The sequence below is a fragment of the Streptomyces sp. NTD91 genome (assembly GCF_059510455.1).
The window spans coordinates 264,328-287,820 of sequence record NZ_JCAJZW010000003.1; the positions used below are offsets into that span (position 1 = coordinate 264,328).

General features: G+C 70.9%; 24 protein-coding genes and 1 pseudogene. 6 read left to right on the forward strand and 19 right to left on the reverse strand.

Going from position 1 to position 23,493, the window contains the following annotated elements; genetic code table 11:
- Positions 1 to 218: 218 nt before the first annotated feature.
- Genes AC5WRT_RS05720 through AC5WRT_RS05730 form a run of 3 tightly spaced genes read right to left on the reverse strand, consistent with a single transcriptional unit; the run spans position 219 to position 1,673 of the window.
- On the reverse strand, positions 219 to 431 hold the full coding sequence (locus AC5WRT_RS05720) for a hypothetical protein (protein WP_496096076.1): 213 nt from the start codon (positions 429 to 431) through the stop codon (positions 219 to 221).
- Positions 428 to 1,117: an SDR family oxidoreductase gene (locus AC5WRT_RS05725; RefSeq protein WP_496096077.1), complete on the reverse strand. Its 690-nt coding sequence runs from the start codon at positions 1,115 to 1,117 to the stop codon at positions 428 to 430. The genes AC5WRT_RS05720 and AC5WRT_RS05725 overlap by 4 nt, the downstream gene beginning before the upstream one ends.
- 16 nt (positions 1,118 to 1,133) lie before the next feature.
- Positions 1,134 to 1,673: an LOG family protein gene (locus AC5WRT_RS05730; RefSeq protein ID WP_496096078.1), complete on the reverse strand. Its 540-nt coding sequence runs from the start codon at positions 1,671 to 1,673 to the stop codon at positions 1,134 to 1,136.
- A gap of 65 nt (positions 1,674 to 1,738) precedes the next feature.
- Between AC5WRT_RS05730 and AC5WRT_RS05735 the strand changes: the two genes are divergently transcribed.
- Together AC5WRT_RS05735 and AC5WRT_RS05740 are read left to right on the forward strand one after the other, a co-directional pair.
- Positions 1,739 to 2,062, forward strand: coding sequence for a DUF427 domain-containing protein (locus AC5WRT_RS05735; RefSeq protein WP_496096079.1), 324 nt, complete (start codon positions 1,739 to 1,741; stop codon positions 2,060 to 2,062).
- Between the two features lie 37 nt (positions 2,063 to 2,099).
- Entirely contained in the window at positions 2,100 to 2,882 is a 783-nt protein-coding gene (locus AC5WRT_RS05740) for an alpha/beta fold hydrolase (RefSeq protein ID WP_496096080.1), read from the forward strand.
- A gap of 477 nt (positions 2,883 to 3,359) precedes the next feature.
- Here the strand turns inward: AC5WRT_RS05740 and mnmA are convergent, their stop codons facing one another.
- Entirely contained in the window at positions 3,360 to 4,484 is a 1,125-nt protein-coding gene (mnmA, locus tag AC5WRT_RS05745; RefSeq protein ID WP_496096081.1) for a tRNA 2-thiouridine(34) synthase MnmA, read from the reverse strand.
- A gap of 119 nt (positions 4,485 to 4,603) precedes the next feature.
- Between mnmA and AC5WRT_RS05750 the strand changes: the two genes are divergently transcribed.
- On the forward strand, positions 4,604 to 5,257 hold the full coding sequence (locus tag AC5WRT_RS05750; RefSeq protein WP_496096082.1) for an N-acetylmuramoyl-L-alanine amidase: 654 nt from the start codon (positions 4,604 to 4,606) through the stop codon (positions 5,255 to 5,257).
- 271 nt (positions 5,258 to 5,528) lie between these two features.
- On the opposite strand, the gene AC5WRT_RS05755 is transcribed toward AC5WRT_RS05750, so the two are convergent.
- The 3 genes from AC5WRT_RS05755 to AC5WRT_RS05765 form a co-directional block, all read right to left on the reverse strand.
- Positions 5,529 to 6,698 carry a cysteine desulfurase family protein gene (locus AC5WRT_RS05755; protein WP_496096083.1) on the reverse strand — a complete coding sequence of 390 codons (1,170 nt, stop codon included), beginning with the start codon at positions 6,696 to 6,698 and terminating at the stop codon, positions 5,529 to 5,531.
- Positions 6,699 to 6,874: 176 nt separating this feature from the next.
- Positions 6,875 to 7,153 (reverse strand): DUF4190 domain-containing protein, encoded by a 279-nt coding sequence (locus tag AC5WRT_RS05760; protein WP_496096084.1) that lies wholly within the window; start codon positions 7,151 to 7,153, stop codon positions 6,875 to 6,877.
- A 32-nt stretch (positions 7,154 to 7,185) separates the two neighbouring features.
- Positions 7,186 to 7,353 carry a hypothetical protein gene (locus AC5WRT_RS05765; protein ID WP_496096085.1) on the reverse strand — a complete coding sequence of 56 codons (168 nt, stop codon included), beginning with the start codon at positions 7,351 to 7,353 and terminating at the stop codon, positions 7,186 to 7,188.
- A 146-nt stretch (positions 7,354 to 7,499) separates the two neighbouring features.
- Between AC5WRT_RS05765 and AC5WRT_RS05770 the strand changes: the two genes are divergently transcribed.
- Positions 7,500 to 8,126 carry a TetR family transcriptional regulator gene (locus tag AC5WRT_RS05770; RefSeq protein ID WP_496096086.1) on the forward strand — a complete coding sequence of 209 codons (627 nt, stop codon included), beginning with the start codon at positions 7,500 to 7,502 and terminating at the stop codon, positions 8,124 to 8,126.
- A gap of 79 nt (positions 8,127 to 8,205) precedes the next feature.
- On the opposite strand, the gene AC5WRT_RS05775 is transcribed toward AC5WRT_RS05770, so the two are convergent.
- Positions 8,206 to 9,183, reverse strand: coding sequence for a helix-turn-helix transcriptional regulator (locus tag AC5WRT_RS05775; protein ID WP_496096087.1), 978 nt, complete (start codon positions 9,181 to 9,183; stop codon positions 8,206 to 8,208).
- A 115-nt stretch (positions 9,184 to 9,298) separates the two neighbouring features.
- Here AC5WRT_RS05775 and AC5WRT_RS05780 point away from each other — a divergent pair, with 115 nt between their 5' ends.
- Positions 9,299 to 9,898, forward strand: a complete 600-nt coding sequence (locus tag AC5WRT_RS05780; protein ID WP_496096088.1) for a TIGR03086 family metal-binding protein — start codon at positions 9,299 to 9,301, stop codon at positions 9,896 to 9,898.
- On the opposite strand, the gene AC5WRT_RS05785 is transcribed toward AC5WRT_RS05780, so the two are convergent.
- Positions 9,885 to 10,748: a thioesterase family protein gene (locus tag AC5WRT_RS05785; RefSeq protein WP_496096089.1), complete on the reverse strand. Its 864-nt coding sequence runs from the start codon at positions 10,746 to 10,748 to the stop codon at positions 9,885 to 9,887. The two genes, AC5WRT_RS05780 and AC5WRT_RS05785, sit on opposite strands and share 14 nt — an antisense overlap.
- 197 nt (positions 10,749 to 10,945) lie before the next feature.
- On the opposite strand from AC5WRT_RS05785, the gene AC5WRT_RS05790 reads away from it, so the two are divergent.
- Complete coding sequence (locus tag AC5WRT_RS05790) at positions 10,946 to 12,199, forward strand: alpha/beta hydrolase (RefSeq protein WP_496096090.1); 1,254 nt, start codon at positions 10,946 to 10,948, stop codon at positions 12,197 to 12,199.
- Here AC5WRT_RS05790 and AC5WRT_RS05795 read toward each other — a convergent pair.
- The 10 genes and pseudogenes from AC5WRT_RS05795 to AC5WRT_RS05840 all read right to left on the reverse strand — a co-directional run bounded on the left by AC5WRT_RS05795 (position 12,108) and on the right by AC5WRT_RS05840 (position 23,445).
- A complete protein-coding gene (locus AC5WRT_RS05795; RefSeq protein ID WP_496099991.1) occupies positions 12,108 to 12,767 on the reverse strand; it encodes a trimeric intracellular cation channel family protein in 660 nt (219 codons plus the stop codon). The genes AC5WRT_RS05790 and AC5WRT_RS05795 overlap by 92 nt on opposite strands.
- 47 nt (positions 12,768 to 12,814) lie before the next feature.
- On the reverse strand, positions 12,815 to 14,206 hold the full coding sequence (locus AC5WRT_RS05800; RefSeq protein ID WP_496096092.1) for a M1 family metallopeptidase: 1,392 nt from the start codon (positions 14,204 to 14,206) through the stop codon (positions 12,815 to 12,817).
- Positions 14,207 to 14,262: 56 nt separating this feature from the next.
- A complete protein-coding gene (locus AC5WRT_RS05805) occupies positions 14,263 to 15,588 on the reverse strand; it encodes an ABC transporter ATP-binding protein (protein ID WP_496099992.1) in 1,326 nt (441 codons plus the stop codon).
- Between the two features lie 11 nt (positions 15,589 to 15,599).
- Positions 15,600 to 16,682, reverse strand: a complete 1,083-nt coding sequence (locus tag AC5WRT_RS05810; protein WP_496096093.1) for an ABC transporter ATP-binding protein — start codon at positions 16,680 to 16,682, stop codon at positions 15,600 to 15,602.
- A complete protein-coding gene (locus tag AC5WRT_RS05815; protein ID WP_496096094.1) occupies positions 16,679 to 17,689 on the reverse strand; it encodes an ABC transporter permease in 1,011 nt (336 codons plus the stop codon). Before AC5WRT_RS05815 ends, AC5WRT_RS05810 begins: the two co-directional genes overlap by 4 nt.
- Positions 17,690 to 17,779: 90 nt before the next feature.
- The gene (locus AC5WRT_RS05820; protein WP_496096095.1) at positions 17,780 to 19,522 is read right to left on the reverse strand and encodes an ABC transporter substrate-binding protein; all 1,743 of its coding nucleotides are present in this window, start codon (positions 19,520 to 19,522) and stop codon (positions 17,780 to 17,782) included.
- A gap of 28 nt (positions 19,523 to 19,550) precedes the next feature.
- Positions 19,551 to 20,549, reverse strand: coding sequence for an ABC transporter permease (locus tag AC5WRT_RS05825; RefSeq protein ID WP_496096096.1), 999 nt, complete (start codon positions 20,547 to 20,549; stop codon positions 19,551 to 19,553).
- A 374-nt stretch (positions 20,550 to 20,923) separates the two neighbouring features.
- Complete coding sequence (locus tag AC5WRT_RS05830; protein WP_496096128.1) at positions 20,924 to 21,676, reverse strand: enhanced serine sensitivity protein SseB C-terminal domain-containing protein; 753 nt, start codon at positions 21,674 to 21,676, stop codon at positions 20,924 to 20,926.
- Between the two features lie 228 nt (positions 21,677 to 21,904).
- Positions 21,905 to 22,696, reverse strand: coding sequence for an enhanced serine sensitivity protein SseB (locus tag AC5WRT_RS05835; RefSeq protein WP_496096097.1), 792 nt, complete (start codon positions 22,694 to 22,696; stop codon positions 21,905 to 21,907).
- A gap of 93 nt (positions 22,697 to 22,789) precedes the next feature.
- Positions 22,790 to 23,445, reverse strand: a pseudogene (locus tag AC5WRT_RS05840) (AAA family ATPase).
- Positions 23,446 to 23,493 lie beyond the last annotated feature (48 nt).

Sequence of the window (23,493 nt, forward strand, 5' to 3'; positions counted from 1 at the left end):
GGGTATGCCGTACCCGCTCCGGCAGGCTCCGCCCCCTGGCCCGGCACCGCCTCTCCTCACCGCCCGCGGGCGCGGTGCCGCTCCGAAAGGGCGAGCAGACCCTCCGGGTCGGCCACCGTCAGCTTGTCGCGGCGGCGCCCGCTGCCATGGGACGTCCGGCCGCCGGTGCCGACGAAGCCGCCGTCGGCGTCGAGCAGGGCCGGCTTGCCGCTGCCCGGTCAGCGGCGGATGGCACCCGTGAACCCGCCCGTCGCGGTGGGCTCACGCAGCGGGGCCGGATCCGTGGGGACGAAGACCTCGCCCACGACCGGCCGTTCCACCGGGGGCTTGCCCAGGTACGGGCCGACCGGGATCAGGGAGGCCTCCGTCCGGGACCGGGCCCGGACCCGCCAGGCCCGTACCGCGGCGGCGTCCGCGGCCCCGGGGATCACCGCCCCGGTCGTACCGACAGGTCGTTGACCTCCGCGTCCCTGGGCAGGTCCAGGGCCATGAGGATCGTCGTGGCGACCGACTCGGGGTCGATCCACTGCGAGGCGTCGTACTCCTTGCCTTCCTGCTGGTGGACCTTGGCCTGCATGGGGCTGGCCGTGCGGCCGGGGTAGACCGAGGTGACCCGGACCCCGCCCGCGTGTTCCTCCTGGCGCAGGGAGTCGGCGAGGGCCTTCAGGCCGTGCTTGGAGGCGGCGTAGGCGGACCAGCCGGCGTGGGCGTTCAGACCGGCGCCGGAGTTGACGAAGATCACATGGCCACGGGCCGCGCGCAGCTGGGGCAGGAAGTGCCGGGTCAGCTCGGCGGGGGCGATCAGGTTGACGTTGAGCTGGTGGTGCCAGGACCTCGTGGTCAGCTCCCCGACTTCGCCCAGGTCGACGACGCCGGCGATGTGCAGCAGGGAGTCCACCCGGTCCGGGAGACTCTGGTGGGAGAACGCCCAGGACAGCCGGTCCGGGTCCGCCAGGTCGCCCACGAGGGTGCGGGCGCCGGGGAACTCGGCCGTCAGTTCCTTCGCCCGGCCCGCGTCCCGCGCGTGCAGCACGAGGTCGTCCCCGCGCGCGTGCAGACGGCGGGCGACGGCCGCGCCGATGCCGGAACCGGCCCCGGTGATCACATGAGTAGCCATGTCCGCTATGCTCGCATCAGTGGATGCCGAGCTGCTCCTCCAGGTAGGCCAGCGCGCTCACCGGCTCCTCCGCGAAGAACACCAGCTCGGCCAGCGGACGGGGCAGGAAGCCCTCGTCCTCCATGCGGCGGAACTGCTGCTTGAGGCCGTCGTAGAAGCCCGACGTGTTCAGCAGCAGGACCGGCTTGTCGGTGCGGCCGTGCTTCTTCAGCTCGAGGATCTCGGTCGCCTCGTCCAGCGTACCGGTGCCGCCCACCATGATCACCACGGCGTCGGCCCGCTCCAGCAGCAGCCTCTTGCGTTCGGCGAGGTCGGCGGCGATGACCATCTCGTCCGCGCCGGCCCGTGCCCTGTTGGCGAGGAACTCCACGGAGACGCCCAGCAGCCTGCCGCCCGCGTCCTGCACCCCGTCCGCGACGACCTTCATCAGGCCGACGTCGGACCCGCCCCACACCAGCGTGTGACCGGCCTTGCCGATCAGTTCCGCGAACTCGCGCGCGGGGCGGGTGTAACGCTCGTCGAGGTCGGCGGCGGACAGGAAGACGCAGATGTTCATGGCCCCTACCGTACGGCCCCCGCGGCGGACGGGAAGAAGCGCGGTCCCGCCGGTGCTGTCCAGGTATGGGACAAGGACACACGATCACCATCGACAAGAGCGAGCGGCACGTGCGCGTTGTGCGGGACGGCGAGGTGCTCGCGGAGAGCGACCGACCGCTGGTGCTGCGTGAGACCGGCTGTCCGGACCGGTACTACATTCCCGCAGAGGACGTACGCCTCGATCTGCTGACCCCGTCGGACATGCGCACCGTGTGCCCCTTCAAGGGCACGGCGTCCTACTGGTCGCTGCCGGACGCGCCGGACCTGGTGTGGGCGTACCCGGACCCCGAGCCGGGGGTGGCGGAGATCAAGGACCACTTCTGCTTCTACGACGTCGACGTGTCGTGAGCGATGAGTCCGTGCCGGTACGGCAGTCTCAACCGACATGGAAAAGAAGACGACTTCACGGGACGGGACCGCCCTCGCGTACCGGGTGACCGGTCAGGGGCCGACGGTGGTCCTGGTGAGCGGCGCGATGTCCACCGGTGGCACTCTGGCCCCCCTGGCAGAGCGGCTCGCGGACCACTGCACGGCCGTCGTCTACGACCGCCGGGGCCGTGGCGGGAGCGGCGACACGGGTCCCTATGCGGTCGAGCGGGAGGTGGAGGACCTGGCCGCGCTGATCGACGCCGGGGGAGGCGAGGCGGCGCTGTTCGGGGTCTCCTCGGGCGGCGCGCTGGTGCTGGAGGCGGTGGCGAGCGGGCTGCCGGCCGTCCGGGCCGCCGTGTACGAGGTGCCGTACGCGGACTTCCTGGAGGGCGGTGCCGAGCGGGAGGCCGTCTACAAGGAGCAGCTGAACAAGGCGTTGTCGGAGGACCGGCGCGGCGACGCGGTAGAGCTGTTCCTGCGGCTGACGGGCCTCGGCGAGGAGGTGATCCGGGGCGCCCGCCAGTCGCCGATGTGGGCCGGCATGGAGGCCGTCGCGCCGAGTCTCGCCCACGACGACACGGTCATGGGCGACGGTCTGCTCCCCCGGCAGCGGCTCTCTGCGATCGCCGTCCCCGTGCTGGCGGTCGCGGGCGGCGCGAGCCCGGAGTGGATGCACAGGGCGAACCAGGCCGTCGCCGAGGCGGTGCCCCAGGGCACGTACCGGGTGCTTCCGGGCCAGACCCACATGGTGGAACCGGACGTCCTGGGGCCGGTGCTGACGGAGTTCTTCGCCCGCTAGGGCATGTTTCGAAAGTAGCGTCGTCCGCCCGGAGGGCGGGGTACGCCGCGGACCCCGCCCGGAGGGCGGGGTACGCCGCGGACCCCGCCCGGAGGGCGGGGTCCGCGGCGTCTGGTGCGGTGCATCGCAAGGCGGAGGGTCGCCCTCGTACCGGGCGTACGTGGACGACCCCGACAACGCGGCGAGGTGCCGTGCCAGGCGTCGCGGACCAGACGGGACTTTCGAAACACGCCCTAGAGGGCTTGTCCGACCATTCGTGTCGTTGCCCGGAGGGCGGCCGCGCGGCGTCAGGGGCGTGCTCTCGGCGCGCCGGCCCCAGGCCCTCGTACCGGACGTACTCGCGTCCGGGGCCGGTGCGGCGAGTGGGGGAGCGTGCAGGGCGTCGCGCGGCAGACGGGCATCGTCAGACAGGCTCGAGGGCGCGCGCCGGTGTGCGGTCCGCAGGGTTTCCGCCCTCCCACCGAGGCTCGGCGCGGGCTACACCGCCGCGGCGCTCGCGCGCGTGGTCGACGCGATCGTCGCCGAGCCGACCACGCGCGTGCCGTCGTACAGCACGATCGCCTGGCCGGGGGCGACGCCGCGGACCGGCTCGGTGAAGGTGACGCGCAGTTCGCCGTCGGCCGGCTCCGCGGTGACCTCGGTCTCGCCGCCGTGGGCGCGCAGCTGGGCGGTGTAGGTGCCGGGGCCGGTGGGGGTGGTGCCGCACCAGCGGGGCTTGATCGCCGTCAGCCCGGTCACGTCCAGGGCGGCGGCCGGACCGACCGTCACCGTGTTCGTCACCGGGGAGATGTCCAGGACGTAGCGGGGCTTGCCGTCGGGCGCCGGGGTGCCGATCCTGAGGCCCTTGCGCTGCCCGATGGTGAAGCCGTACGCGCCCTCGTGGGTGCCCAGCTTGGTGCCGGTCTCGTCGACGATGTCGCCCTCCGCCGTGCCCAGCCGCCGGGCCAGGAACCCCTGGGTGTCGCCGTCGGCGATGAAGCAGATGTCGTGCGAGTCGGGCTTCTTGGCGACCGCGAGCCCCCGGCGCTCGGCCTCGGCGCGGACCTCCTCCTTGGTGGTGACCGTGTCGCCGAGCGGGAACATCGCGTGCGCGAGCTGCTTCTCGTCGAGCACGCCGAGGACGTACGACTGGTCCTTCGCCATGTCGGAGGCGCGGTGCAGCTCGCGGGAGCCGTCCTCCTTGCGCACGATCCTCGCGTAGTGACCCGTGCACACCGCGTCGAAGCCCAGCGCCAGCGCCTTGTCGAGCAGCGCGGCGAACTTGATCTTCTCGTTGCAGCGCAGGCACGGGTTGGGGGTGCGGCCGGCCTCGTACTCGGCGATGAAGTCCTCGACCACGTCCTCGCGGAAGCGGTCGGCGAGGTCCCAGACGTAGAAGGGGATGCCGATGACGTCGGCCGCGCGGCGGGCGTCGCGCGAGTCCTCGATGGTGCAACAGCCCCGCGCACCGGTCCGGAAGGACTGCGGGTTCGCGGAGAGCGCGAGGTGGACGCCGGTGACGTCGTGGCCGGCTTCCGCGGCGCGCGCGGCGGCGACGGCGGAGTCGACTCCACCGGACATGGCGGCGAGGACGCGGAGGGGGCGCTGCGGGGTCTCAGTCATAACCCTTTCAGGGTACGGGGCCGCGGGAACCGGGACCGCCGGACATCCGTTCGACGATCACGCGGGGCGGAAAAGGGCGCGGGCGGAACCAGGGCGGCCGTGCGGAGACGGGGGCGGGCATGGGCGACGGCGACACGGACCGGTGGCCGGGACGGCGGGCGCTGCTCGTCGGCGGCGCGGCGGCGGCCGTGGGCACGGCCGCGCTGGCCCGCGAGGAGCTGGCCCACCTTTGGTGGCGGCTGCCCGGGGTGGAGAAACCGCGCGTGGCGGGGGCCGTGGACTTCCGGGGCGCCCGCTGGGTGCCGGCCTCCCCGGCGAACCACCGGCGCGCGGACCGGCCGGCCGACCATCCGGTCGACCGGGTGGTCGTCCATGTCACCCAGGGCGGCTACGCGAGCGCGGTGAAGGTCTTCCAGGACCCGGCGCACGGCGCGGCCGCGCACTACATCGTGCGCAGGGACGGCCGGATCACCCAGCTGATACGGGAGCTGGACGTCGCCTTCCACGCGGGCAACCGGGAGTACAACGAACGCAGTGTCGGCATCGAGCACGAGGGGTTCGTGGCGGACGCGTCCTCCTTCACGGACGCCATGTACGCGGCCTCGGCCCGGCTGACGGCGGCGATATGCGGGCGCTACGGCATACCCGTGGACGGGGAGCACATCATCGGGCACGCGGAGGTGCCGGGCACGGACCACACCGATCCGGGGCCGCACTGGGACTGGGAGAGATATCTGAAAAAATCAAGGCCTAGGCCCTTTTTCGTCAGGTAGATGCGGTTCTATCCTGTTTGAAGACCTACGAGACGAGTGAGGGAGCCCAAGCGGAGTAGCCGACTTCAGCGAGAGAAAGAACGATCTCTTCAAGGAGAGGTACAGGAAATCTCCGCTGGTGCCGACATCGACGCTCGGGCTGAGAGGCCGGAAGGTCCGCAAGGACCGGAAGGCGACCCCCAGCACCTGATCCGGACAATGCCGGCGAAGGGAACCCGCCTCGTAGGTCGCCTCGCGTCTCGGCGCGTGTAGCGGCCGGTCGCCCCGGACCTCAGGTGAGGCCCGCCGCCCGGGCGCGCTCCACCGCAGGTCCGATCGCCTTGGCCACCGCCTCCACATCCGCCTGCGTGGAGGTGTGGCCGAGGGAGAACCGCAGCGTGCCGCGGGCCAGGTCCGGATCGGTGCCGGTGGCGAGCAGGACGTGGCTGGGCTGGGCGACGCCCGCGGTGCAGGCGGAACCGGTCGAGCACTCGATGCCCTGGGCGTCCAGCAGAAGCAGCAGGGAGTCGCCCTCGCAGCCGGGGAAGGTGAAGTGCGCGTTGGCCGGCAGGCGGCCCTCGGGTGCCGGGTCGCCCCCGAGGATCGCGTCCGGGACGGCGCCGCGCACGGCCGCGATCAGCTGGTCGCGCAGGGCGCCGATCTCCCGGGCGAACCGTGCGCGGCGCTCCGTGGCGAGCCGCCCGGCGACGGCGAAGGATGCGATGGCGGGGACGTCCAGAGTGCCGGAGCGGACGTGCCGCTCCTGACCACCGCCGTGCAGGACGGGTACGGGGCTCTGCTCGCGGCCGAGCAGCAGCGCGCCGATGCCGTAGGGGCCGCCGATCTTGTGGCCCGACACGGTCATCGCGGCGAGGCCGGAATCGGCGAAGTCGAGCGGGACCTGGCCGAAGGCCTGGACCGCGTCCGAGTGCACCGGGATGCCGAACTCGGCGGCCGTCTCGGCGAGTTCACGGATCGGCAGCACGGTGCCGATCTCGTTGTTGGCCCACATGACGGTGACCAGCGCGACGTCGTCGGGGTTGCGGGTGATGGCCTCGCGCAGGGCCTCGGGGTGGACGCGGCCGTGGGAGTCGACGGGCAGGTACTCCACGGTCGCGCCCTCGTGCTCGCCGAGCCAGTGGACGGCGTCGAGGACGGCGTGGTGCTCGACGGGGCTGGCCAGGACGCGGGTGCGGGCCGGGTCGGCGTCGCGGCGGGACCAGTACAGGCCCTTGACGGCGAGGTTGTCGGCCTCGGTGCCGCCGGAGGTGAAGACGACCTCGCTGGGCCGGGCGCCGAGCGCTTCGGCGAGGGTTTCGCGGGATTCCTCGACCGTGCGGCGTGCCTGCCGGCCGGATGCATGGAGGGAGGAGGCGTTGCCCGTGATGCTCAACTGGGCGGTGAGTGCCCCCGCCGCCTCCGGGAGCATCGGGGTGGTCGCGGCGTGGTCGAGGTAAGCCATGGTGACGCCGATTCTACGGCGACGGGCGCCGCGCTCGGCCTCGGCCGTCTCGGGTGGCCGGGGTCGCCACGCGCCTCACCGTGTCCGGGCCGGTTCGGTGGCGCCGCACCCGGCCCCTGCCGGTCGCACTCCCCCTCCCCCCGGGCCCTGCCCACGTCAGTCGGTGCCGGCCCGGCTCACAGGCTCCACGACAGCGTGTGGGACATCTCCATGGCGACGGCCAGAACGGCCAGGTCGGCCACGCCCAGGGTCAGCCCCAGAAGGGCTCGGCCGCGGCGAGCGGTGCCGCGCCAGAGGGAGACCGCGGCCAGGACGATGGCGATCGGACCGAGGAAGATGTTGAGAACGAGCAGGCCGAGCAGGCCGAGGATGAAGGACGCCACGGCCATGCCGTCGGCGTCCCGCGTGGCCGGACGGGCGTCGTTGCCGCTCGCGACCGGTGTGGTGAGGTGCATGGTGCTCAGCTCCTGGAAGTCGGTGCGGACGGTCAGTTGGCCGGGGTACGGCGCCGGCGGGCGAGGCGCTCGCGGATCGCGAAGACGGCGAGCCAGACGGCGATGCCGGCGGCGGCGACGGCGGTGACGGTCAGCGGTGCGTGGGCGACGGTGCCCAGGACGACACCGAGCAGCATGAGTGCGGCGACGAGGAACAGCATGGGATCGGATCCCCCCTCCGAGTTGCCTCGTGATCGGGCCGGTGTGAAGTTTGGGTGAACAGTTGTAGTAACACTTGTTCACTGACTTCTACTGTACCGCGCCCGACGGCTTTTCAATTCCAGAGAACAGTTGTTAACTGGATGACATGAGTCACACCCTCGGCATCCGGCAGGCCCAGAAGCAGAAGACCCGGCAGGCGTTCCTCGACGCGGCGCTCGCGCTGCTGGAGGAGCAGAGCCTGAGCAGCCTGGGCCTGCGCGAGGTCACCCGGGCCGTCGGGGTCGCCCCGACCGCCTTCTACCGGCACTTCCGCTCGACCGCCGACCTCGGGGTGGCGCTGGTCGACGAGGCGCTGGGCAGCCTGCACCCGATGGTGCGGACGACGGTGTCCACCACGGGCAGCAGCGAGGAACGCATCGCGCGAGCCATCGAGTTGATCGCCGGGCACGTGGACACCCATCCGGCGCACGTGCGGTTCATCGCCCGTGAACGGCACGGCGGGGTCCAGCCCGTGCGGGAGGCCATCAAAGCCCAACTGGTCCGGTTCGCCGACGAGGTGAAGGCCGAGCTGGCCAAGGACCCCGAGGCCGCGGGCTGGAGCGACGACGACCTGCTGATGCTCGCGCATCTCTACGTCGACCAGATGCTCATCACCGCCTCCCTGTTCCTGGAGGCCCTGGACGGCCCGCCGGAGGAACGCGAGCGCGTCACCCGGCTCGCCGCCCGACAGCTGCGGCTCATCTCCATCGGCCGCGGCCACTGGCTGGACTGAGCCGCCCCGGCGCGGGGCAGGCCCCGCCGGGTGCCTCCGCACTCACCAAGGCCGCCCAGCGGCACCTGCGTTCCTGCTGTCAGTTCCCGGCCTCGGGGCCGTCCTGGTACAGGGCCGTGACGGAGCGGGCCGCCGCGAGCAGTTCCGCGCGGGCCTCGGGCGGGTCCAGCAGCTCCACCTGGTCGGAGAACGCGAGAAGTTGGCGGACCGCGCGCAGCACCGGGTAGGCCAGCCGGGCGGTGACCCAGTCGCTCTCGCCGTCGTCCTCGAAAGGGGCCGTCAGGTCGGCGGCCGTCATCCGCTGGAACATGTCCAGCCGCTCGCGCCGTACCCGCACGGTGACCTCGATCCCGCGCGGCCGCTCCTCCACCTGCCGGCGCAACGCCTCCCAGACATCCGTGAGTTCGACGCCGGCGCGGCGCCGCACGGGCTCGTCCAGCGGCCGGGCCGAGCGGATCCGGTCGGCCCGCAGCAGCCGGGGCGCGCCCTGCCGGTCGGCGACCAGGTACCAGGTCCCGGCCTTGCTGACCAGGCCGTACGGATCCACGGTGTACGTCCGCGGCTCGCGCTCCCCGCTGTGCCGGTAGCGCAGCCTCAGGCGCCGGTCGGCGAACACCGCGTCCTGCAGGACCTCGAGGTCGACGGCCGGGCGGGGGCCGGTCTTCCAGCGGGTGGCATCGACCAGGATGCGGCGGCTGGTCACCTCGGCGGCGGGCCGGTACGGCGCCGGCAGCGCGGCCATCACCTTGCGCAGGGCCGAGCCGAGGGCCGCGTCCAGGCCGAGCGCGGCGTGGGCGCCCCGGGCGGCGAGGACGAACAGGGCGCGGGACTCGTCGGCGGTCAGGCCGGTGACGTCGGTGCGGAAACCGGCGAGGAGTTCGATGCCGCCGTGCCGGCCGCGCTCGGCGTACACCGGGACGCCGGAGGCCGAGAGCGCCTCGATGTCCCGGTAGATCGTGCGGACCGACACCTCCAGCCGGTCGGCGAGTTCGTGCGCGGGGACGCGGCCCCGGGTCTGCAGGAGCAGCAGGATCGACAGCAGCCGGTCGGACTTCACGCGGCCAGGATCCCGTCCGCCGCGGACTCCTCGCAAATGTTGACGGAAGTTGTCAGGTTATCCCCCGATCCTCGTGCCACCGACCACGGAAGACACCGACACGGAGGGGTACCTCATGACCACGACCGGATTCACCGACCCGCGCCCCGTCTACTCCCGCGCCACCGAGCAGGCGGCGGCCCTGATCAGGACGGTGCGCCCCGAACAGCTCACCGCGCCGACGCCCTGCACGGAGTTCGACGTGCGGGCCCTGCTGAGCCACATCGTCGGCGGCACCCGACGGATCGCCTTGGTCGGCGAGGGCGGCGACGGAATGGCGGTGGAACCGACCGCCCACGGGGTCGCCGACGACGGCTGGGCCGGGGCCTACGACGAGATACGCGCCCGCGTGCTGAAGGCCTGGGCGAGCGACGAGCGGATGACGTCCCCGGTACGGGTGCCGTGGGGCGAGGTCCCCGGCCACGCGGCGCTCTCCGGCTACGTCATGGAGATCGTGACCCACACCTGGGATCTCGCCGAAGCCCTCGGCCACCCCCTCGAGCTCGACCCGGAACTCGCCGGGTTCGCCCTCGCCACCGCCCGCACGGTCCTGCCGGACTCCCGGCCGCGCGACGCGAAGACGCCCTTCGACGGCCGCCGCGACGCCCCCGAAGGAGCCGACGTCCACACGGAACTGGCGTCCTGGCTCGGCCGCGCCCCGCTCAGCCGAGCCTGACGCGGGCCAGCTGACGGGACTGGGCGACCAGGTGGTTCCCGGTGTCCCAGATCTCGGCGTCCTCCTCAAGGAAGCCACCGGCCAGGTTGCGGGTGGTGATGGACACCCGCAGCGGGCCGGGGGCGGGGCGGCGGCGGACGTGGACGGTGAGTTCCACGGTCGGGACCCAGCCCTCCAGGCCGAGTTCGAAGGCCGTGGGCGGCAGGGCGTCCACCGCCAGCAGCAGGGACAGCGGGTCGGCGTCGCGGCCGTCGGCCAGGCCGAACCAGGCGCGCATCTCGCCCTTGCCCGAGGGCGCGCCCAGCGCCCAGCCGAGGGTCGCGGGGTCCAGCTTGAGCATCAGGCGGTCGGTGATCGCCGAGCTGCCCTCGACGGGGGCCGGCCCGTCCTCGGGGCCGAAGCACCGGTCGAGGGGCGGGATCGGTGGCGGCGCCGCCGTCGTGCGGACGTCGTCGGGCAGGGCGGCGAGGTCGCCGTAGGAGGCGAGGACGCGGATCCGCTCGACCTCGTTGCCCTCGTCGTCGTACTGGAAGAGGGACGCCTGGCCGGTGGAGAGGGTGCGGCCGGTGCGGACCGTCCCGGTGCGGACGACCGCCGGGCCGGGCTGGGAGGCGGTCAGGTAGTGCGCGGTGATGGTGAACGGGTCCGGGTGCGGGAGCGTGTCCGCGAGGGCCCGGCCCAGCACGGCCAGCAGGTAGCCGCCGTTGACGGCGTTGATGATGGTCCAGCCGGCCGAGAGGTCGATGTCGTAGACGCCGGGCTCGCGCCGGGCGACCGCGGTGTCGCGGTCGAACTCGCTGTCGCCGATCACGGCCCGCGAAGGGGAGGCTGCGGAAGCTGCTTCTGGCATGGGTGAACGGTACAACAGGTAACTACTAAGCGGTAGCTTTTCAGGGGGGCCCACAAGCCGACGCCGGGAGCCGCGCCGCCCTCCCGTTCGGTGTCCAGCCGGCCTGGATCCCCCTCCCGGGTGAGGTTCCGGCAATTTCTAAGTAAGTGTCCGGACACGTCCTCAACCTCGGACCCCCGATTCCCCTCTATGGGGACATGAGCCTCACCGGGACTCCGTTCCTCTACACGATCATCGTGCTGGCGGTGGTCGCACTGATACTGCCGCTCGTCCTGTGGTCGCGGGTGCGCGGGCCCAAGCCCCTGCGCGCCGCGGCCCGGCTGCTGATGCTGCTGTTCGCCCAGGGCACCGCCATCACGCTCGTCTTCGTGCTGGTCAACAACGCCAACAACCTGTACGACAACTGGGCCGACCTGCTCGGCACGGGCAACCATGTGCAGCAGGCCGCCAATCTCGGCGCCGACGGCACCGGCGGCATCGCGTACAGGAGGCTGCCCAAGGTGCGGCAGAAGTTCACTCTCGCCGACGGGCCCGGCATGCACGCGGCCGGCGGGGTCAGGGTCACCCAGCTCAAGGGCCGGGTGTCCGGTGTGAACGCCGAGGTCTACGTCTGGCTGCCGCCGCAGTACAACGAGCCGGCCTACAAGAACAGGAAGTTCCCGGTCGTCGAACTGCTGTCGGGCTACCCGGGTTCCGCGAAGGCCTGGTTCGGCTCCCTGAAGGTGCACGAGCAGCTGGAGCCGCTCATGAGGAGCGGCCAGGTCGCCCCGTTCATCCTGGTGTCCCCGCGGACGAACCTGATCGCCAGGATCGACACCGGGTGCGCCAACATCCCCGGCACCGTGAACGCGGACACCTGGCTGAGCATCGACGTACCGAAGATGATCACGGACAACTTCCGCGCCGAGTCCGCGCCGGACGGCTGGGCCGCGGCCGGCTACTCGGCCGGTGCCCACTGCGCGACCAAGCTCGCCGTGGCGCACCCCGACCGCTACCGGGCCGCCATCAGCCTGTCCGGGTACAACGACCCGATCGGTGAGCGGAACTCGCTGGCCGCCGGCAGCATCGAGCTGCGGCGGGCCAACAACCCCTACTACATCCTGAAGCACTACCGCACCCCGCCGAGGATCGCGCTGTACATCTCGGGCGAGAACGGCGACGGCTACCAGGCCGGTGTGGCGCTGGAGCAGATCGCGAAGCCGCCGACGTACGTGCGGGTGGTGTTCCTGCCGCGCAGTCTGGGCGGGCACTCGATGGCGCTGTGGCGGCCGCAGGTGCCGACGGTGTTCGAGTGGCTGACCATGGAGATGGGGCACGGCGGCACGGCTCGGCACACCCGCACGCACACCGCCAGCCCGCTCAGTCCTCTGTCACCGTCGACCGGCGGTTCCACGCGCGCGGAGCTCGCCAGTGGAACCGCATCGCGAGCAGGCGCAACACAAAAGCGGTGACGACGGCCAGCCCGCTGGTGAGCGGAGTCAGGACGTCGTAGCGGATGCACAGCACCACCATCGTGGCGCCGACGATCGCCGGGACCGCGTACAGATCGCGGTCCCAGCGCAGCAGTGAGGGCACCTCGTTGGCGAGCACGTCCCGCAGCACACCGCCGCCGACGGCGGTGGCGAGGCCCAGGGTCGCCGACGCGGTCAGGCCGAGGCCGTAGCTGTACGCCTTCGTCGTACCGCTGACGCAGAACAGGCCGAGGCCGGCCGCGTCGAAGATCAGCACCGCCGTCTGGATGCGTTCCACGTGCGGGTGCAGGAAGAAGACGACCAGGGCCGCGAGCAGCGGGGTCAGGAAGTACCCGAGGTCGGTGAAGGCGGCCGGCGGCACGGCTCCGATGACCAGATCGCGGAACAGCCCTCCGCCCAGCGCGGTCACCTCGGCGAGGACGGCGATGCCGAAGACATCGAAGTTCTTCCGGACGGCCAGCAGCGCGCCGGAGATCGCGAACACGAAGATGCCGATGACATCGAGCGTGTGCTGGACGGAGGGACTGAAGAGTTGCTGGAGCTGCACCCCTACATTCTCACCCGACCAGGGCTGTGAACCTTACAAAGCGAGGTTCACAGGGTCGGTTTCCCTGTGGTGAACAGCCAGGTGCGGAAGAGGGCGTCCAGCCGCTGCCCGCTGACGCGCTCGGCGAGGCGGACGAAGTCGGCGGTGTCCGCGTTGCCGTACCGGTGGAGCCTGGTCCAGGCGGGCAGCAGCTTGAAGAAGGCCGGGTCGCCGATGCGCTCGCGGAGCATCTGGAGCGTCATCGCGCCGCGCTGGTAGACGGCGGAGGCGAACATGGTGTCGCGCTGCGGGTCGGCGACCTCGATCCGCCAGAAGGGCGAGTCGCCGGGCAGGGAGTCGTACGCCGCGAGGAACGAGTCGTGGGCGGAGCGGGTGCCCCGGTGCTCGGCCCACAGCCACTGGGCGTAGGTGGCGAAGCCCTCGTTGAGCCAGACGTCCTTCCACTGCGCCACGCTCACCGAGTCGCCGAACCACTGGTGGGCCAGCTCGTGCACGATGGTCGTCTCGTTGCGCACGGCCGAGTAGGCGGGCTTGCTCTGCACCTCCAGCGAGAACCCGGCCTCGGGCATGTCGTCCACGATCGCGCCGGTCTCCTCGAACGGGTACGGCCCGAAGATCCGCGACCAGTAGTCGGTGGCGGCGGCGGTGACGGCGTACACGTCGACGCCGTTGCTGTTCTTCAGCGCCGGGTCGATGGCGACGTAGACCGGGATGCCGCCCGGCGTGCGGCCGGTGCGCACGTCGAACCGTCCGATGGTGGCGGTGGCGAGGTAGGTCGCCATCGGCCGTGACTCGCGCCAGTGGGTGTACGTCGAGCCGCCCGTGTCGTACGTCGAGACCAACCGACCGTTGGAGACGGCGGTCAGACCCTTCGGCGCCTTGATCCGGATGTCGTAGGTGGCCTTGTCGGAGGGGTGGTCGCTGGACGGGAACCAGGTGGAGGCGGCGTTGGGTTCGCAGGCGACGAAGACGCCGTCGGCGGTCTTCATCCAGCCGTACTTGGATCCGAACACGATGGGCCCGCTGAGGGGCTGGGGTACGCCGCCGTAGATGACGGTGACCCTGAACTTCCGGCCTCGGGGCAGGCTTTGGCGCGGGCTGACAGTGACCTCGTCGCCGTCGCGGACGAACCGGGCGCGTCTGCCGTCCACCTCGACCCCGGTGATCTGCAGCTGCTGGAGGTCGAGATCGAAGGAGGAGAGGTTCTGGGTGGCGCGCGCGGTGAGCGTCGTACGGCCGTCCAGGCGGCCGGTGTCCGGTGCGTAGGCGACGTCGAGGTCGTAGTGCAGGGCGTCGAAGCCGCCGTTGCCGAGGTTCGGGAAGTAGGGATCGCCGGCGCCGGGGGCCCCCGGAGTGGGGGCGGAAGAGGCTCCGATGACGAGGAGGGAGGCCGCCGCGGTCGCGAGCGCCCCCAGACGTGCCGAACGGGAGAGTGCCATGGGTCGTACCCTGCACTCTCCCGTTCGGGCATGTACATGACCTTACCGGTCACGTGCTACTTGTCCGTTGGCTCCTGGGAGTCGCCCTCGTCGGCGTTCTCTTCGGAGGCGGTCTCTTCGGACGCCGTCTCTTCGGGGGCGGTCTCTTCGGAGGCGGTCTCTTCCGGCGCCGTCTCTTCGGAGACGCCCGCTTCGGAGCCGTTCTCCCCGGCGGAACCCTCGGAGAGTTCCGCCGCCACCGCAGCCGACGTCTCCGCCGACTCCGCGAGGACCTCGTCGGAGACCAGCTCGGCCGCCTCCTTGGCCGCGGAGAGCAGAACCGTGTCCTGCGGGGCCTGGTCCTCGAAGTTCTCCGGGTGGTGGCACGCGACCCGCTGACCGGGCCGCAGCTCCAGCAGCGCCGGCTCGGTGGTCCGGCAGATCTCCGTCGCCTTCCAGCACCGGGTGTGGAAGCGGCAGCCGCTCGGCGGCGCGATCGGCGAGGGCACGTCGCCCTTGAGCAGGATGCGCTCGCTCTTCGCGTTCTTCCGCTTCGGGTCCGGGATCGGCACCGCCGACATCAGCGCCTTGGTGTACGGGTGCATCGGCGCCTTGTACAGCGACTCCCGGTCGGCCAGCTCCACGACCTTGCCGAGGTACATCACCGCGATCCGGTCCGAGACGTGCCGGACGACCGAGAGGTCGTGCGCGATGATCACATAGGTCAGGCCCAGCTCCTCCTGGAGGTCGTCCAGCAGGTTCACGACCTGCGCCTGGATCGACACGTCCAGCGCGGAGACCGGCTCGTCGGCGACGACCAGCTTCGGCTTGAGAGCCAGCGCGCGGGCGATGCCGATGCGCTGGCGCTGACCGCCGGAGAACTCGTGCGGATAGCGGTTGTAGTGCTCGGGGTTGAGACCGACCACCGACAGCAGCCGCTGCACTTCCTTCTTGATGCCGCCCTCGGGCTCGACGCCCTGGAGCTTGAAGGGCGCGCCGACGATCGTGCCGATGGTGTGGCGCGGGTTCAGCGACGAGTACGGGTCCTGGAAGATCATCTGCACGTCACGGCGCATCGGGCGCATGCCGCCGACGCCGAGGTGCGTGATGTCCCTGCCCTCGAACTCCACCGTGCCGGCGGTCGGTTCGAGCAGCCGGGTGATCAGCCGGCCCATCGTCGACTTGCCGCAGCCGGACTCGCCCACGACGCCCAGGGTCTCGCCCTTGCGCACCTCGAAGTCGATGCCGTCGACGGCGCGCACCGCCCCGACCTGCCGCTGCAGCAGGCCCTTGCGGATCGGGAAGTGCTTCTGGAGCCCGGTCACCTTCAGCAGGATCTCGCCGTCGGAGACAGCGCCCTTGTCGGTCACGTCGGCACCGTCACTCTGCGCGGGGATGCTCACTTTTTCGTCGCTCACAGCTTCGGCGCAATCTCTTCGGTCCAGATACGCTCCCGCTGCTCCTGCGTCATGTGGCAGGCCGCCCAGTGTCCGCTGCCGACCTCGGTCAGCTCGGGACGGACCGTGCGGGTGACGTTGTCCTTCGGGATGTCCGCGTACGGGCAGCGCGGGTTGAAGGCGCAGCCGGACGGGACGTTGATGAGGGAGGGCGGGGAGCCCATGATCGGGATGAGCCGGTCGGTCTCCTCCCGGTCCAGCCGCGGCATCGAGCCCAGCAGACCCCAGGTGTACGGGTGGCGGGGCGCCTCGAACACCTCGTCGGCCGGCCCGCGCTCCACGCACCGGCCGCCGTACATGACCAGCAGGTCGTCCGCCATCTCGGCGACGACACCGAGGTCGTGCGTGATCATGATGACGGCGGAGCCGAACTCCTTCTGCAGGTCCCGGATCAGGTCCAGGATCTGGGCCTGCACGGTGACGTCCAGGGCGGTGGTCGGCTCGTCCGCGATGAGCAGCTCGGGGTTGTTCACCAGCGCCATCGCGATCATCGCGCGCTGGCGCATACCGCCGGAGAACTCGTGCGGGTAGCCGTCGACACGCTTGGCCGGCTCCGGGATGCCCACGCGGTCCAGCATCTCGATCGCCCGCTGCTTGGCGACCTTCTTGCTGACGTTGTGGTGGACCCGGTAGGCCTCGACGATCTGCGCCCCGACCGTGTAGTAGGGGTGCATCGCGGACAGCGGGTCCTGGAAGATCATCGCCATCTTGCGGCCACGCATCCGGCGGACCTCGTCCGGGTCGGCGGCGATCAGTTCCTGGCCGTCCAGCCAGACCTCGCCGGAGACCCGGGCGTTGGCCGAACGGTGCAGGCCCATCACACCGAGCGAGGTGACGGACTTGCCGGAACCGGACTCACCGACGATGCCCAGGGTCTTGCCCCGCTTGACGTCGAAGCTGACGCCGTCCACCGACTTGACCAGGCCGTCGTCGGTGTCGAAGTGGATGCGCAGATCGCGAACGGAGAGGAACGCGTCGTCGGCGTCGGAGGGGGCGGTGATGGCCGGTTCGCCGACCGCCGCCTTGTCGAGCTTGCTCACGAGTACCTCACGCGGGGGTCGATGGCTGCGTACACCAGGTCGACGAGGAGATTGCACATGACGATGAAGAACGCGGCGACCAGGGTCACGCCCATCACGATGGGCAGGTCGTTGTCCTTGATGGCCTGGATCGAGTACGCGCCGACGCCCTGCAGGGAGAAGACGGTCTCGGTGAGCACCGCCGTGCCCACGAGGGTGCCGAAGTCCATGCCGAAGATCGTCACGATCGGGGTGAGCGTGGAACGCAGCCCGTGCTTGGTGACGACCACCGACTCCTTGAGGCCCTTGGCCCGTGCCGTACGGATGTAGTCCTCGCTCATCGTCTCCAGCATGCCCGCCCGGGTGAGCCGGGCGTAGGTGGCGGAGAAGAGGAACGCGAGGCTGATCCAGGGCAGCAGCAGATGCCAGGCCCAGTCGGCCGGGTTCTGGGTGAACGGCACGTAGTCGGTGCTGTCCCAGATGGGCCACTGGTAGACGAACAGCGCGTTGATCACCTGGCCGGTGAAGAAGATCGGCAGCGAGACGCCGGCGAGCGCGATGAACATCGAGATGCGGTCCACCGGCTTGCCCTTGCGCAGCGCCGAGACGACACCGGTCGTCACACCGAAGATCAGCCAGATCACCGCAGCGCCGACGGCCAGCGAGAAGGAGACGGGGATCCGCTGCTCGAGCTGGGGCCACACCTCGACGTGACTCTTGAAGGAGTACCCGAAGCAGGGGGCGTTGCAGTGCGTCGCATCGGGGCCGAAGTTGTAGTCGGCGCCCACGAACAGGCCCTTGATGTAGTGCCAGTACTGGATGTAGATGGGCTGGTCGAGTCCCAGGTTGTGCTTGATCGCGGCGATGGACGCGGGGTTGGCGTCCTTGCCGACGTACTGGGTGGCCAGCTGGGTGGCTGTCTGGCCGCCCAGGCGGGGGACCAGGAAGAAGATGGCGAAGGTGACTGCGCTGACCACCAGCAGCAGTACCAATGCGCCGAAGACGCGTCGGATGATGTACGCAGCCACAGCTGTGCGGCTCCGGGTGGCCGGGGCGGGGTGTGTCCGCCCCGGCCACCCGGTGCCTTCACCTGCCTTTCAGGGGTATCCGGCCTGCTGTTACTTCGAGGAGCTCAGCAGCAGGTAGTCGTACATGCCGAGGTACGCCTGCGTGACCGTGACGTTGGTCGCGGACGTGGGCCTGATCAGCAGGTTCTTGCGGTAGACCAGCGGGACGACCGAGGCGTTGTCGGCGACCATCTTGTCGATGTCGCCCCAGGCCTTGGTACGAGCCGCGGCGTCGGTGTTGCCGATGGCCGCCTTGAGAGCGGCGTTGATCTTCGGGTCGTTCAGCTCCATCAGGTTGTTGCCGCCCGAGGGCTTGATGGCGCTGCCGTCGATGATCTGGTCCAGGAAGCCGTAGCCGGTCGGCCAGTCGGCGCCCCACGCCATCATCATCATGCCGAGCTTGTGCTGGTGGACGTAGCTCGGGACACCGGCGAAGTTGGAGAAGTACTTGCCGGAGGGGAACTGCTTGATGTCGACGTTGATGCCGGCGGCCTTCAGGGAGTTCTGGATGGCCGTGGCCATCGCGATCTCGGAAGGACGGTCGGAACGGGCCGTCAGCGTGGTGGAGAAGCCGTTCGGCTTGCCGCACAGCTTCAGCTCGGCCTTGGCCTTGGCCACGTCACCCTTGTGGCCCGCCGTCGGGTACTCGTCGAACTTGGTGTAGCCGTTGACCGACGGCGGCAGCAGCGTGGTGGCCACGTCACCCTTGGGCGCGCCGCCCATGGCGTCGATCACCGACTGCTTGTCGACCGCCCACTGCACGGCCTTGCGGCAGTGCACGTTGTCGAACGGCGCGACGTGCAGGTTCAGCGCCATGTAGCCGGTGGCACCGGCGTAGGAGTTGTCCGTCTGCTTGGCGTACTTGCCGGCCAGGACCTTCGGCTGGGTCTGCGGCTGCACACCGGCGCCGGAGATGTCGGCCGTGATCTTGTCGGCCATCAGGTCGTTGTCGATCGAGACCGGGTTGACCTTGAACTTGACGACGATCTTGTCCGGCAGCGCCTTGCGGATCGGGTCCGTCTTCGGGTCCCAGTTCGGGTTGCGGACGAGGGTGGCGCTGGCGCCCTCCTCGTACGACGAGAACTTGTAGGGGCCGGAGGAGACGATGTGCTGGACGTACTTCGCACCGTCGTCCTTCGCCTGCGGCACGGGGGCCGTCTGGGAGAAGGTCGCCAGGTAGTCGAAGTCGGCGAACGGCTGGTTCAGGTGGAAGACGATCGTGCGGTCGTCCGGGGTGGCGATGGAGTCCAGGCCCTTCTTGTCCTTGTAGGGGCCCTTGTACTTGTCACCGCCCTGCAGGTACGCCTTGAAGTACGTCGGGCCGTTGGACAGGGCCTCGGGCGCGAAGTTGGAGCGCTCGATCGCGTACTTGACGTCCTTGGACGTGATCGGGGTGCCGTCCTCGAACTTCAGGCCCGGACGCAGGTGGTACGTCCAGGTCTTGGCGTCCTTGCTGGGCGTGCCCAGGGACTCCGCGAGGTCCGGGACGACCGTGAGGCCGTCCTTGCCGGCGGCCGGCTTGAACGTGACGAGCGTCCGCGCGTAGAGGCGCGAGAAGTTCTGCACGAAGCCGTAGTAGGTGTTGCCCGGGTCCAGGGAGTCCGGCACGTCGGAGTCCTCCAGCGTGACCGTACCCCCCTTCTTGCTCGACGCATTGACAATGGAGCTCAGCGCCGCGTCCTTGCTGCCGCTGCCGCCGCTGCTGCTCTTGCCGCTCCCGCCGCCACAGGCGGCCGCGCCCAGGGAGAGCGCCGTGACCGACGCCACGGCGGCGATAACCCTTCTGGTCTTCACGTTGAGGAAAGCCTCCCCTATCGATGGATCACTTGCTGCGAGGGTCGAGCGCGTCACGCAGCCCGTCACCCAGCAGGTTGAAGGCCAGGACGGTGATGAAGATCGCCAGTCCGGGCACGAACATGTACTGCGGATCTGCGGTGTACAGATCCACGGCGTTGCTGAGCATGCCGCCCCAGGAGGCCTGCGGCGGAGCGATACCGACTCCGAGGAAGCTCAACGCGGCCTCGAAGAGGATGTTCGTCGGGATGATCAGCGTCGAGTAGACGAGGATCGGCGCGACGAGGTTCGGGAGCAGCTCGCGGAACAGGATGTACGGGCCGCGGGCCCCCAGGCTGGTGGCGGCCTCGACGAACTCCCGCCTGCGCAGGGTCATCGTCTGGGCGCGCACGATGCGGCCGATGTAGGGCCAGCTGAAGAAGCCGATCACGAAGATCAGCACGGAGATCCGCAGCGGCAGGCCGTTGAGCCCGAAGAAGCCGTCCTGCACCGAGGCGGAGATGGCGATGGCGAACAGCAGCAGCGGGAACGCCAGGAAGGTGTCCATCAGCTTGCTGATGATGCTGTCGACCCAGCCGCCGTAGTAGCCGGCGATCACGCCCAGGACGGTTCCGATGACCACCGAGAGGAGGGTGGCGCCGCCGGCGACCAGGAGGGAGACCCAGGAGCCGTCGATGATGCGGGCGAGCATGTCACGGCCGTACTGCGGTTCCACGCCGAGCGGGTGGGCGAGGCTCATGCCGCCCCAGCCGCCCTTCGGAGCCAGCAGCGCCGGGTCGATGAGGTCCTGGTGGAACTTGTCCGGGTCGAGCCCGAAGATCGACTCGATCGGCTTGGCGAGCACCGCCATCAGCACGAGCAGAATGACGACGACGCCGCCCGCCACGGCCACCTTGTCCCGCTTGAACCGGGTCCAGGCGATCTGGCTGAGTGAACGCCCTTCGATCTGGCTCTTCTTGGCCCCGGCGAGCACGGACTCGGGAGGCGCTGCAGCCTCTTCCCCGGTGGTCTCGATCGGTGCGGTCACAGTTGACCTGACCCCTCTCGCCGGTGGTGACCGGCCTTTGTCCGCCGCTGTGGGCGGCTTGGTTCACTTACCTGCGCCGGCCGCACGTTGGTGACGGCCCCGGAGTGCCAGCTGATCCTGTGACTGGTTCGAGCACAGGAGCGATGGCCTCGCGTCTTGAGAGGCGAGTCTTCAACGCGCTCTCGATCACGCGCCAGGCCTGATGGAGAAAGTATGCGTAAACGTGATGCCACCTAGGGGAATCCGTTATCCGAACAGGGAAGATCGACTGCCGGACGCGGACATCGGCGGACACCTCGCCCGAATCGGGCGGACATACGGGGTGGTTGAGGGCAGGCACCGGCGTTGTGGTCGGCGTCACAGCGCCCGAGCGCTCAGTAGGACCGGGGGCCCGTGTAGCCGTACCCCGGACCGGCGGCGGGCGCCGGTGCCGCGTGCGCCTCGCGGTCGTAGAACGGGCGGGCGTTGACCCGCATCCACATCACCACCGGGTCGTAGTCGTCCGTCATCACGACCGTCGACACCGGCAGGCCCTCCGGGACCGCACCGATGGACTGCTGCATCATCGCGCGCACCGAGTCGACCGCCGCCGGGGAGGTGTCGTACACGTCCAGGCCGATGGCGAGGTACGGCGCGCCCAGTGCCGGCTGCACCCAGGCACGGCGCAGGGACCGCAGGGCCGGGGTGCGGTGAGCGTTCTGCGCGAGGAGGGCGTAGAACTGCGGGATCTCGATTCCGGGCTCGCCGAGCCGGAGGGGCCCCGCGGGCTGGCGCTCCAGCCCGGTCGCGATCCGGCGCAGGTCCAGCCAGGGGATGCCGACACCGCCGCCCGGGGCGTGCGGGTTCAGCCAGAGGCCGTAGTGGTCGGGGTAGAGGGTGCGGGCCACGTCGAGCCCGTCGACGACCTCGTACGACCGGTTCCAGCCGCTGGCCGACAGCTCCTGGGCGGAGGTGACGCAGGGGGCGTAGTGGAAGCCGTCGACCTCCATGTTCCCGTACTGGGCGTCCGGGGAGCCGGCCTGGCCGTGCCACAACAGCATCCAGATCTGACCGGCGGAGGGCGTGGCGAGGGCACGGAGCAGGGCCTCGTAGGCGTCGTAGCGGCCGGGGGTGACCTGGCGCAGCATGTGCTCGACGCCGCCGCTGTGGCTCGCGCTCACCTGTCGTGCCCTTCTCTTTTCCGTGCCCCGCGTTCGGGGACAGCTTATGCGCCCGCCGGGGTGCCGCCCCGGGTGCGTGCACGAGTGCGGGTGAGTGGTGGGTTCTCGCTCCCCGTCCTGGCTTCGCTCGAACCCGGGAACCCGCACCGCGGCGCAGCCGCGCACCGGACACGGCCCCGCGCCCCTTCGGGCACCTCAGTGGCCGTACTGATAGAAGGGACGGACCCTTGCGGTCAGCCATTCGGCCACCGGGTCGTCCGTGACGTCCAGGAGGACCAGGTTGACCGGCCACTTGACCGGGACTTTGCCGAGGGCCCTGCCGAGGGCCTGGAGGGGGAGGGTGCGCAGGTCGCCCTCCCACTGCGAGAGCTCGACGCCCACGAACATGACCGGTTCGTCGGTCTCGATCGCCGCGAGGCAGCGGCGGGCCGTGAGGACCACCCCGGTCTCGGCGAACTCGGCGGACGCCGCGGACAGGAAGTCGACCGGGTCGTCCTGCCAGTCGGGCTCGAAGAGCCGGACCCGGCCGCCGGTGTTCGGGCCGTCCAGCGGGGTGCGGCCGGTCCGGCACAGCTCGGCCACCGCCGCGGGCGGCAGCGGGATGCCGACCAGCGCGTCGGGGTTCACGGCGATGCCGATCTGCGGGGGCAGACCGCGGGCGAACTCCACGGCGGGCGCGATGGTGTACGGCATGTGAGGGCCTGCCGCCTGGCGCAGCTGCTCCTCGGAGCTGAACACCGGGACGTACGCCTGGCCGTCGATGTCCAGCGAGGGCAGGTCCAGCGGGCCACTGTCAGGGCCGCCGCCGTTGGGCAGCGGGATCCACAGCAGACTGCGGCCCAGCACCTCGGTGATCCGGCCGGCCGCGGCGGGTATGCCGAGGGAGGCCGAGAGCACCTCCTCCAGTTCATTGCCGGGCCAGCCGCCGTGCGGCTGGGGGTGCGCCTGTGCCGGGAAGTCCGCGGGAATGTCCGCCGGGAAGTCCATCTGCCTACCGCCTGCTGGGAACCACTGCTGTGTCCATGAAGGCTAGCGGGTGGCTGTGACAGTGCCTCACCTTCGGACGACCGTGCGGCGGCCTCATGCCGGGAAGGCGATCCGTTGCAGGGCACCCGCCGCCGGCCGGTCCAGCAGGGTCGCCGAGCCGCAGCCCGCGGGCATCCGGCCGCCCTCGACCGCGGCGAGCACCCGGGCGGTCGTACGGCGGTGGCGGCGGAAGGCACGGGCGGACACGCCCCGGCCGCGCTCGCGCCGGCCCTCGCGGGCGGCCTCGGGACCGACGTCGAGCAGCAGCAGATGCAGGGGCCAGCCGCGGCGGCGGGCCTTGCGGGCGAGCCGGCCGCCCACCCGGGGCCGGGTGCCGCAGTCGTGCACGACGACGCCCTCGCCGGTGCGCAGGGCGCGGCGCAGTCCGGCGATGGGGGTGCCCCCCGCGCGAGCGGAGCCGAGCGTGGGGGAGGGCGAGGCGGACCAGGGGGGCGGTGGAGGGGGTACGGGAGGCGGCCTGCGCGCACGTCCCGGCGGTCGCGGGTGTGCTGGGAGTCGACACGACGACCGGGAACCGCGCGGTTCATGAGGGTGGACCTGCCGCTGCCGGGCAGGCCGGTGACCACGACCGGGTCACGGGGGCCGGAGAGCAGGGTGCGCGGGACGCGACCGGCGCGCTCGCGCAGGTCGCGGACGACCGGGTCCGGGGCGGCCGGCTGCCCGGGCACCGCGACGCCGGTGACGTGCACCGGGTCCTGTTCACCGTGATCGTCCTCCCCTGTCGGCCGGTGCTCCTC

Bases quoted from the DNA above. Each gene is read 5' to 3' on its own strand.
- AC5WRT_RS05725 (WP_496096077.1), bottom strand. From the start codon at position 1,117: ATGGCTACTCATGTGATCACCGGGGCCGGTTCCGGCATCGGCGCGGCC.
- AC5WRT_RS05730 (WP_496096078.1), bottom strand. From the start codon at position 1,673: ATGAACATCTGCGTCTTCCTGTCCGCCGCCGACCTCGACGAGCGTTAC.
- AC5WRT_RS05735 (WP_496096079.1), top strand. From the start codon at position 1,739: ATGGGACAAGGACACACGATCACCATCGACAAGAGCGAGCGGCACGTG.
- AC5WRT_RS05740 (WP_496096080.1), top strand. From the start codon at position 2,100: ATGGAAAAGAAGACGACTTCACGGGACGGGACCGCCCTCGCGTACCGG.
- mnmA (WP_496096081.1), bottom strand. From the start codon at position 4,484: ATGACTGAGACCCCGCAGCGCCCCCTCCGCGTCCTCGCCGCCATGTCC.
- AC5WRT_RS05750 (WP_496096082.1), top strand. From the start codon at position 4,604: ATGGGCGACGGCGACACGGACCGGTGGCCGGGACGGCGGGCGCTGCTC.
- AC5WRT_RS05755 (WP_496096083.1), bottom strand. From the start codon at position 6,698: ATGGCTTACCTCGACCACGCCGCGACCACCCCGATGCTCCCGGAGGCG.
- AC5WRT_RS05760 (WP_496096084.1), bottom strand. From the start codon at position 7,153: ATGCACCTCACCACACCGGTCGCGAGCGGCAACGACGCCCGTCCGGCC.
- AC5WRT_RS05765 (WP_496096085.1), bottom strand. From the start codon at position 7,353: ATGCTGTTCCTCGTCGCCGCACTCATGCTGCTCGGTGTCGTCCTGGGC.
- AC5WRT_RS05770 (WP_496096086.1), top strand. From the start codon at position 7,500: ATGAGTCACACCCTCGGCATCCGGCAGGCCCAGAAGCAGAAGACCCGG.
- AC5WRT_RS05780 (WP_496096088.1), top strand. From the start codon at position 9,299: ATGACCACGACCGGATTCACCGACCCGCGCCCCGTCTACTCCCGCGCC.
- AC5WRT_RS05785 (WP_496096089.1), bottom strand. From the start codon at position 10,748: ATGCCAGAAGCAGCTTCCGCAGCCTCCCCTTCGCGGGCCGTGATCGGC.
- AC5WRT_RS05790 (WP_496096090.1), top strand. From the start codon at position 10,946: ATGAGCCTCACCGGGACTCCGTTCCTCTACACGATCATCGTGCTGGCG.
- AC5WRT_RS05800 (WP_496096092.1), bottom strand. From the start codon at position 14,206: ATGGCACTCTCCCGTTCGGCACGTCTGGGGGCGCTCGCGACCGCGGCG.
- AC5WRT_RS05830 (WP_496096128.1), bottom strand. From the start codon at position 21,676: ATGCTGCGCCAGGTCACCCCCGGCCGCTACGACGCCTACGAGGCCCTG.
- AC5WRT_RS05835 (WP_496096097.1), bottom strand. From the start codon at position 22,696: ATGGACTTCCCGGCGGACATTCCCGCGGACTTCCCGGCACAGGCGCAC.